This window comes from Bradyrhizobium sp. Unk1 (genome assembly GCF_059512345.1).
Genome location: NZ_JCAMOP010000143.1, coordinates 1 through 2,448 on the forward strand (window position 1 = coordinate 1; position 2,448 = coordinate 2,448).

The following is a 2,448-nucleotide window of genomic DNA, read 5'->3' on the forward strand; positions in this document are numbered from 1 at the left end:
CCCAGAGTTTTCGCCGTCGCGTAGAGATTGGCCCCATCGATGAAGAGCGCGATCTTGTTAGTGGCAGAAGGTGACATGGCTGCCGTTTCCGAGCGATCTACAAGGTAATAGCTGAGAGGAAACTACATCCGCACCGGGAAGTAGTCGGTCGCATTTTATACAGATATCACCGAAGATCGTCAGCGCCATGGTGCTTTCGGGAGACCCGTACGCAGTCCCAGGAACTCGTGCATTAGCCGAAAGTTGTTCTGTCAGAATTGTAATGTTTGCTGTTTATTTTTGAAGCTCTTTGATGGGGGCGCGCAATGGCCTTTGGCGATTTTGCTCTCTTCGACCTTTCGATTTGCAGGCGCGGCCGCACCTGGCGGTGGTTTGTTTCAGATCAATGCGGTAGTCCTCTGTTGGCCGGTGACGAGCGCAGTCGGTCCGCTGCGCAATACATGGCAGCTCGAGCTATGTTCCAGTTACTGTTGACCGCTCCCTATCGCAATCGAATGAGATCCGAGGATGCACCGCCTACGCTGGGCAGTAGGCCGGGAGGCCACTAGGACCCAGCCGGTCGCAGCGCGGCTGACCAATGGTGAGCTTTGCTTAAGGTTGCAACGAGGCGGATCTCCTACCTGGCTGCCTCTGGCGTGCCGCGGCTCTGGCGCCGCCTTCGGCGCGCAATGACGCGAAAGACGGAAATGGGGGATTGCTTAGTAGTCACGATGCGAAGCCCACGCGCCGCTCAACGGAGGTGGCATGGCTGCTCCTTAGGCGGGGGCGCCGACCTAGCCCACGTGGTTACCTGGAGCACCTGATCGATCGCACCGTGCTTCGCTTGAGCATGAGCTGACCAGCATCTCCAGCTTGGATTGCTCCTCGCTCAGGCGCCGCTCGACAAACTGGCGCTCGGACTCCGTCAGATTGGTTTGCAATAAAAGGCGATAGCGTCGAATATTTTTGCGATGTGCACGCGCCAAATGGTCGTCGATCATCGTGTGTCTTTCTGTGACGGGTAGACTAATCCATTCCATCGTTTGCTTGACGGGGCATGCAACCCCGAGCAGCACTGCAAGACATCGCGAAGTACCTTCGCCCGCTCCCCGACATGGTAGTGAGCTTTTCTTCCCCGATCTGTGAATTAGTTCACAATCCCAGCGCCGGGTTGTTGGGCTGCAACTCGCTTGCCCGTTATCAGACCACTGATTGCTTCGAAAACACTGCTCGACGTTCGCGCGCTGCGGGTTTTTTTGCTTGTCAGCCCCAAGACGGTCGACCTAGGCTATGTTCATTGTTCAACCGGAGGCGGACGTGGCGACAGGTATTGTGAAGTGGTTTAACGCAACCAAGGGATTCGGTTTCATCCAGCCCGATGACGGCGGCCAGGATGTTTTCGTGCACATTAGCGCGGTGGAGCGCGCCGGCTTATCGGGCTTGGCTGAGGGGCAGAAGGTCTCTTACGAAATCTAAGTTGATCGCAAGCGCGGAAAGAGCAGCGCAGAAAATCTGCGCGTCTGACGGCTGCCGCGACCATAGCGCTGAGGTTGATCACTGCACCTTTTGTCCGAGGTCTCTCAGGAGCGCGTGGAGAAAGTCGCTGGCATGGTCGTATCGCGCGTTGCCATCCGTGATTTGACGGGCGCGCGGCTCCATTAAGCGGCCAACGGTTTCGGAACCGAGCAGCTCAACTCTGTCCGACCACTGCAGCAGCAAACTATCGGGGATGTCTTCCGCAGATCCGAATAGCTTCAGAAGGCAATGTTCGCCCTCGGGTTTATGGTCATGATGAGCCTTAGCCGCATAGAAAGCGAACAACCCGCGAAAGGCATCACGGGAAACGGCAGGTTTTCCCATCGCAATGTCCTTGAAAAATTTAACACTCTCAATGGGAGCAAGTCTGAAGCCCTCGTGCGGGAAAAGCCAGCAAAAAGTTCAGTTTCGCACTGCACCCGTGTAAAGAGTAGAGGCGGCCTGTTGGGCGACCTTCAACTTTTATTGCGCTGATCAAAATCGCGCTTAGATCGGCCGTCGCAGCGTTGCCCCCTTGAGGCGCCGATGAAAAAGTTACAATAAGAGGTACCAGCCCCGGTGCCGGGAGGATGGGCGAGGTGGCTTACCTCTGCCCAACAAGATCTGACCAAAGTTTCCGGGAAAAAGATGCAAGCCCTACTCAGACGCTGCGCCTGATCGAAGCGTTCCCGAAAATTAGGCTAAGACCCCGGGCTCGGTGATGTACGAGCAAGGGCAGGGCGTGAAGCAACTGGAGAAGTCGCGGCAAAGGTCCGAGCGGACAAATAGATCCTTGGCCGGCGTCGTCTTCGCGCCAGGGGCGCTAGCGCTCGACAGCCATTTCATCGGTCGGGGCGAGCGAAAGCGTGAGTTCAGGATCGTGGCAGTTGCAGAGCGCATTCCCGTTCGGCGCCCTCTGCAGGAGCGATCAGCTTCCGATATTGGCTTTCGTAC

At 56.7% G+C, this 2,448-nt stretch carries 3 protein-coding genes and 1 pseudogene; 1 reads left to right on the top strand and 3 read right to left on the bottom strand.

Going from position 1 to position 2,448, the window contains the following annotated elements; all coding sequences use genetic code 11:
- Positions 1–77: pseudogene (locus AC5ZFO_RS47640) on the bottom strand (LabA-like NYN domain-containing protein); the annotation flags it as partial.
- A 696-nt stretch (positions 78–773) separates the two neighbouring features.
- Entirely contained in the window at positions 774–980 is a 207-nt protein-coding gene (locus AC5ZFO_RS47645; RefSeq protein WP_282525888.1) for a hypothetical protein, read from the bottom strand.
- A gap of 316 nt (positions 981–1,296) precedes the next feature.
- Between AC5ZFO_RS47645 and AC5ZFO_RS47650 the strand changes: the two genes are divergently transcribed.
- Positions 1,297–1,455, top strand: a complete 159-nt coding sequence (locus tag AC5ZFO_RS47650; RefSeq protein WP_282525889.1) for a cold-shock protein — start codon at positions 1,297–1,299, stop codon at positions 1,453–1,455.
- A gap of 78 nt (positions 1,456–1,533) precedes the next feature.
- Here the strand turns inward: AC5ZFO_RS47650 and AC5ZFO_RS47655 are convergent, their stop codons facing one another.
- Positions 1,534–1,839: a hypothetical protein gene (locus tag AC5ZFO_RS47655; protein ID WP_282525890.1), complete on the bottom strand. Its 306-nt coding sequence runs from the start codon at positions 1,837–1,839 to the stop codon at positions 1,534–1,536.
- Between the last annotated feature and the right edge of the window lie 609 nt (positions 1,840–2,448).